6 protein-coding genes are annotated in these 6,375 nt (G+C 61.7%); 2 read left to right on the plus strand and 4 right to left on the minus strand.

Annotated elements, in window-relative coordinates:
* Nucleotides 1-12 precede the first annotated feature (12 nt).
* Nucleotides 13-1,023 (plus strand): ABC transporter permease subunit, encoded by a 1,011-nt coding sequence (locus ACQ4WP_RS16340; RefSeq protein ID WP_436522386.1) that lies wholly within the window; start codon nt 13-15, stop codon nt 1,021-1,023.
* A gap of 74 nt (nt 1,024-1,097) precedes the next feature.
* On the opposite strand, the gene ACQ4WP_RS16345 is transcribed toward ACQ4WP_RS16340, so the two are convergent.
* The 4 genes from ACQ4WP_RS16345 to ACQ4WP_RS16360 form a co-directional block, all read right to left on the minus strand.
* Entirely contained in the window at nt 1,098-1,523 is a 426-nt protein-coding gene (locus ACQ4WP_RS16345) for a GNAT family N-acetyltransferase (RefSeq protein WP_436522388.1), read from the minus strand.
* A gap of 58 nt (nt 1,524-1,581) precedes the next feature.
* Nucleotides 1,582-2,577 carry an NADP-dependent oxidoreductase gene (locus tag ACQ4WP_RS16350; RefSeq protein WP_436522390.1) on the minus strand — a complete coding sequence of 332 codons (996 nt, stop codon included), beginning with the start codon at nt 2,575-2,577 and terminating at the stop codon, nt 1,582-1,584.
* Nucleotides 2,578-2,648: 71 nt separating this feature from the next.
* Nucleotides 2,649-2,951: a Dabb family protein gene (locus ACQ4WP_RS16355; RefSeq protein WP_436522392.1), complete on the minus strand. Its 303-nt coding sequence runs from the start codon at nt 2,949-2,951 to the stop codon at nt 2,649-2,651.
* 126 nt (nt 2,952-3,077) lie between these two features.
* Nucleotides 3,078-4,256 (minus strand): acetyl-CoA C-acyltransferase, encoded by a 1,179-nt coding sequence (locus ACQ4WP_RS16360; protein ID WP_436522394.1) that lies wholly within the window; start codon nt 4,254-4,256, stop codon nt 3,078-3,080.
* A gap of 232 nt (nt 4,257-4,488) precedes the next feature.
* Between ACQ4WP_RS16360 and ACQ4WP_RS16365 the strand changes: the two genes are divergently transcribed.
* On the plus strand, nt 4,489-6,189 hold the full coding sequence (locus ACQ4WP_RS16365) for an MFS transporter (protein WP_436522396.1): 1,701 nt from the start codon (nt 4,489-4,491) through the stop codon (nt 6,187-6,189).
* Nucleotides 6,190-6,375: the final 186 nt, after the last annotated feature.

The following is a 6,375-nucleotide window of genomic DNA, read 5'->3' on the forward strand; positions in this document are numbered from 1 at the left end:
AGGAGATTGACCATGACAACGAGTACCACCAGCGGCGCCGCGCGCGCCGGCGAACCCTTCAATGCCTCGAACCTGATGCGCCGCCTGGGCATGCTGCCCGTGCTGGTCGTGCTGTACCTGGCCATGTACGGCCTGACCGTGTATTTCTCGGCCGACGGCACGTCCACCTTCATGACCAGCAATAACACCATGAATATCTTCCGCCAAGTATCGATCAACATCGTGCTGGCCTCCGGCATGACTTTCGTCATTCTCACCAGCGGCATCGATTTGTCCGTCGGTTCCGTGCTGGCCGTCTCGGCCGTGGCGGGCATGCTGATGTCGCTGTCGGCCCAGTTCGCCGGCTTTTCGATCCCCACGTTTTTGATCGTCGGCTTGCTGCTGGGCGCGCTGAACGGCGTGCTGGTGGCCCTCGTCGGCCTCAATCCCTTCGTCGTGACGCTGGGCACCATGACGGCGCTGCGCGGCGCCGCCTATCTGCTGGCCGATGGCACCAGCGTGCTGAACACGGAAATCCCCAGCTTCGAATGGATGGGCAACGGCAGCTTCCTGGCCATTCCCTGGCTGATCTGGCTGGCCGCGGCCGTCGTCGTGCTGACCTGGTTCATCCTGCGCAAGACGACCCTGGGCCTGCATATCTACGCTGTCGGCGGCAATATCCAGGCGGCACGTTTGACGGGCATCAAGGTCGGTCTCGTGTTGATGTTTGTCTACACGATCAGCGGCCTGTTCGCGGGCTTGGGCGGCGCCATGTCGGCCAGCCGTTTGTATGCGGCCAACGGCAACTGGGGCACGGGCTATGAGCTGGACGCCATCGCGGCCGTCGTGCTGGGCGGCACCAGCCTGATGGGCGGCGTGGGCTCCGTCTGGGGCACCGTCATCGGCGCGCTGATCATCGGCGTGATGAACAATGGCTTGACGATACTGGGGCTGTCGTCATTCTGGCAGTATGTGGCGAAAGGTGTCGTGATCGTGCTGGCCGTGATTCTGGATAAATGGCGCCAGTCGCACGCGCAGAATTGAAATCCGGGGTCAGACCCTCAATACCGCTAACGCAAAGCTCTGCGCCAACGTTAGCTGGGGTATGACCCCAGCAGTTAAAACTGCAAGCGCATCTCCACATGCGCAATCGCCGCCTCTTCAAATACATCCCCCTGCTGCACGAAACCGTGACGCGCATAGAATGGCGCGGCCACGGTTTGCGCGTTCAGCACCACCGCTGCATCTCCCCGTTCACGCGCCTTTTCCATCAGCAATTGCAGGATGGCACCGCCCACGCCCGTGCCGCGGCCCGGCTGGCGCACGGCCATGCGGCCGATATGGCCATCTGGCAATAAACGGCCCGTGCCGATGGCGTTGCCGGTGTCGTCATAGGCAACGGCGTGCAGGCAGACAGCGTCCATGTCGTCGAGTTCGATCTCGGCCGGCACTTTCTGCTCATCGACGAAAACTTCAAAACGGATGGCGGTGGCATCAAGGCCCAGGGTGGCCCAGTCGCCGAGGCGGATGGTGTGCTTAGTCATGGTGGCTGGTAATAAAAGACGGGCTGCAATTGTCGCACGGCCCGCCCCTCATAGGGGGCTAGCCCAGCTTCACCAATTGCTTGCCGAAGTTACGCCCTTTCAGCAGGCCGATGAAGGCTTCCGGCGCGCTGGCCAGGCCGTCGGCCACGGATTCGCGGAATTTCAGCTTGCCCGTCGCCACCAAGGTACCCAGTTCCGCCAGTCCTTGCGGCCAGAATTCCGGCTGTTCCGAGACGATGAAGCCGCGCACGGTGAGGCGGTTGGTGAGGATCAGGCGCGCATTGTCGAGCGGCGTCGGCTCGCCGTTGTAGCCGGCAATCCAGCCGCACACGGCCACGCGGCCAAAGGCGTTGGTGCGCGCCAGGGCTGCATCGAAGATGGCGCCGCCCACGTTTTCAAAGATGGCGTCGATGCCGTCCGGCGTGGCCGCTTCGAGGTCGGCCGTCAGCTTGCCCGCCTTGTAGTCGACGCAGGCATCGAAACCCAGCTCCTTGACAACATATGCGCACTTGTCGGCGCCGCCGGCGATGCCCACCACCCTGCAGCCTTTCAATTTCGCCAGTTGGCCCACGACGCTGCCCACGGCGCCGCTGGCGGCCGACATGACCACGGTCTCGCCCGCTTTCGGCACCATGATCTGGTTCAAGCCATACCAGGCCGTCATGCCGGGCATGCCGACGGCGCCCAGGTAGGCCGAGGCGGGAATATGCGTCGTGTCGACCTTGCGCAGCATCGTGCCATCCGACACGGCCACTTCCGTCCAGCCCAGGGTGCCCACCACCGTGTCGCCGGCAGCGAACTTCGGATGCTTCGATTCGAGCACCACGCCCACCGTGCCGCCTATCATGGTTTCATCGAGCGCCTGCGGCGCCGCATAGCTTTTATTCGCACTCATGCGCCCGCGCATGTAGGGATCGAGCGACAGGTACTGGTTACGCACCAGCAGCTGGCCCTCCGTGATGGCGGGAATATCGTTAGTTTCCAGACGAAAATGTGCCGGCTGGACTTCGGCCGTGGGGCGCGAGGCGAGGACGATGCGTTGGTAGGTGGTCATATGGGATCCTGTTTGTGGGGTGAAATTCAGAATTTAGCCCGTAACGCAAGAGCTGGGGTCAGACCCCGGATTTACACTTCGTAGTCCATGCATTGCCGCGCTTCTCGTACGGCACCAAAAAACGGCTTGATTTTCACGTGCTCGGGATGGTTCTGGTAGGCATCGAGCGCTTCGCGGTTGGCGAACTCGCTGTACAGGACGATGTCGTAGGTGGCTTCCAGGCCGGGCTGGGCCACGGCTGCTTCGAATTTCAGGATGCCGGGCACCAGGTCCGAACAGGAATCGAGCAAGGCTTTCAGTTTCAAGGCATTCGTGGCGCGGTCGGCGCCTTCGGCGTGGTCTTTGAGCTTCCAGAAAACGATGTGCTTGATCATGGTGGCAGGCTGCTTGTTTATTAATGAAGCATTACTGTACCCGCTATCGGCGTATTTTGCAGAGCGCACCGGTGGAATGCAAACGGGCGGCCCTGGAAGCCGCCCGCAGACTGGGTTGAATCTACCTCACAGCACTTCAAACAGGCCGGCCGCACCCTGCCCGCCGCCGATGCACATGGTCACCACCACGTATTTGACACCGCGGCGCTTGCCTTCGATCAAGGCGTGGCCCGTCAAACGCGCGCCCGACACGCCGTACGGATGGCCGACGGCAATCGCCCCGCCATTCACGTTCAGGCGCTCCATGGGGATGCCCAGGGTGTCGGCGCAATACAGCACTTGCACGGCGAACGCTTCGTTGAGTTCCCACAGGCCGATGTCGGCTACCGTCAAACCCGCCTTTTTCAGCAATTTCGGAATCGCGTAGACGGGGCCGATGCCCATTTCATCGGGTTCGCAGCCGGCCACGGCGAAGCCGCGGAAGATGCCCAGCGGCTGCAGTCCTTTCGCTTCGGCCACTTTCGCGTTCATCACGATGGCCATAGCCGCGCCATCGGAAAACTGGCTGGCATTGCCGGCGCTGATGACGCCGCCCGGTATAGCGGAACGGATCTTCGCCACGCCGTCGTAGGTCGTGTCCGCACGGATGCCTTCATCGGCAGAGATCGTCACTTCGCGCGAGACCAGCATGCCGCTGACCTTGTCGGCCACACCCATGATGGTGGTCATCGGCACGATTTCCGCGTCGAACAGGCCGGCGGCCTGGGCCGCGGCGGCACGCTGCTGGCTTTGCGCGCCATACACATCCTGGCGCTCGCGCGAAATCTGGTAGCGCTTGGCCACGGTTTCGGCCGTCTGCAGCATGGGCCAGTACACTTCCGGCTTGTGCTGCTGCAGCCAGACATCGCGAACCATATGCGTATTCATTTCATTTTGCACGCAGGAAATCGATTCCACGCCGCCCGCCGCATAGATATCGCCTTCGCCGGCGATGATGCGCTGCGCCGCCAGGGCAATCGCCTGCAAGCCCGAGGAGCAGAAACGGTTGACGGTCATGCCGGCCGTCGTCACGGGGCAGCCGCCGCGCAAGGCCGCCTGGCGCGCGATGTTGCCGCCCGTGGCGCCTTCGGGAAAGGCGCAGCCGACCAGCACGTCTTCCACCTCTTCCGCCTCGATGCGCGCGCGCTCGATGGCGGCCGCCAGCACATGGCCGCCCAGAGTGGCGCCGTGCGTCATGTTGAACGCGCCCTTCCAGGACTTGGCCAGGCCCGTGCGGGCGGTCGATACGATGACGGCTTCATTCATGCTGTGTCTCCTTGTGGGAATGTTATATGGTTAATGATGGTATCTGCGGAAGCAGAATAGCACATTAAAGTACGGTCGTTCGCAAAGTTCTGCCGAGCATCACCAGTAAGCTTCGTGTAAGTTTCAAGCAAGCATGACGTAAGGTTCGGAGAACACACTCGGCTCCAGCTGTTGCAAGAATGGTCAAAAAGACCGCGGCAATGGTTCACTATAAAACATAGGGAGACAAACCATGGCAACACCATCCGGCTCGGCCGACGTACGGAAATTTTCCACCAAGGGAACGCCGATTACGCCCGAAGAACGCAAGGTCATTTTTGCGTCCTCACTCGGCACCGTCTTTGAATGGTACGATTTTTACCTGTACGGTTCGCTGGCATCCATCATCGCCAAGCAATTTTTCATCGGCGACCCCACCACCACCTTCATCTTCGCGCTGCTGGCCTTTGCCGCCGGCTTCATCGTGCGTCCGTTCGGCGCGCTGGTCTTCGGCCGCCTGGGCGACATGATCGGCCGCAAGTACACCTTCCTGATCACCATTTTGATCATGGGCGGCTCCACTTTCATCGTCGGCCTCCTGCCGGGCTATGCCTCCATCGGCATCGCCGCACCGATCATCCTCGTCTTCCTGCGCATCCTGCAAGGCCTGGCGCTGGGCGGCGAGTACGGCGGCGCAGCCACCTATGTGGCCGAACACGCGCCTGAAGGCAAGCGCGGCGCGTTCACGGCGTGGATACAAACCACGGCAACCCTGGGCTTCTTCCTGTCGCTGATGGTCATCCTGGGCACCCGCCTGGCGACCGGCGAGAAGGATTTCGAGGCCTGGGGCTGGCGCATTCCCTTCCTGGTCTCCGTCATCCTGCTGGGTATTTCCGTATGGATCCGCCTGGCCATGAATGAGTCGCCGGCCTTTGCCAAGATGAAGGCCGAGGGCAAGACCTCGAAAGCGCCACTGACGGAAGCGTTCGGCCAGTGGAAAAACCTGAAGATCGTCATCCTGGCCCTGATCGGCCTGACCGCCGGCCAGGCTGTTGTGTGGTACACGGGCCAGTTCTACGCCCTGTTCTTCATGATCCAGACGCTGAAAGTGGACCTGGCAACGGCCAACGTGCTGGTCGCCATCGCCCTGCTGCTGGCTACGCCGTTCTTCCTGTTCTTCGGCACCCTGTCCGACCGCATCGGCCGCAAGTACATCATCCTCGGCGGCTGCCTGATCGCCGCCCTGACCTACTTCCCGATCTTCAACGGCCTGACCCACTTCGCCAATCCGCAGCTGGAAGCAGCACTGAAGAACTCGCCAGTGGTGGTAGTGGCCGATCCTGCATCCTGCCACTTCCAGTTCAACATGACGGGCACCAAGAAGTTCCCATCGTCGTGCGACATCGCCACGGGCTTCCTGTCGAACAGCTCGGTGAACTACACGAAGGAAGACGCGCCGGCCGGCAGCATCGCCAAGGTGCGCATCGGCACGAAGGAATTTTCCTCGTTTAACGCCGTCATGACGCCGGACGGCCTGAACTTCGATGCGGAAAGCAAGGCCCACGAAGCAGCACTCAAGAAAGAACTGGGCGCCGGCATCAAGGAAGCGGGCTACCCTGCGAAAGCCGATCCGGACCAGATCAACAAGCCGATGGTCGTCTTGCTGCTGTTCATCCTGGTGCTGTACGTGACCATGGTGTATGGCCCGATTGCCGCCATGCTGGTGGAAATGTTCCCGACCCGTATCCGTTACACCTCGATGTCCCTGCCTTACCACATCGGTAACGGCTGGTTCGGCGGCTTGCTGCCGACCACGGCCTTCGCGCTGGTGGCCTTCAAGGGCGACATTTATTATGGCCTGTGGTATCCGATCGTCGTCGCGCTGGCGACTGTCGTGATCGGCACCCTGTTCGTCAAGGAAACCAAGGACAACAATATCTACGCCGACGATTGATCCGACGCCAGCCCCGGCCGCAATGCCGGGGTCCGCAAAGCAAAACGCCGCTGACTGGTCAGCGGCGTTTTTTTTATGGTGCGCCCGGCAGGGCGCACTTACTTGGAGGTGCAAGTCCTCTACTCGCCCGACAAGGGGAAGAGTTAGCCGAACGGCAAGGGTGTCGCGGGCGACTGCGAATCTGGA

This window comes from Janthinobacterium lyxosi (genome assembly GCF_051380665.1).
Classification (GTDB): domain Bacteria; phylum Pseudomonadota; class Gammaproteobacteria; order Burkholderiales; family Burkholderiaceae_D; genus Janthinobacterium.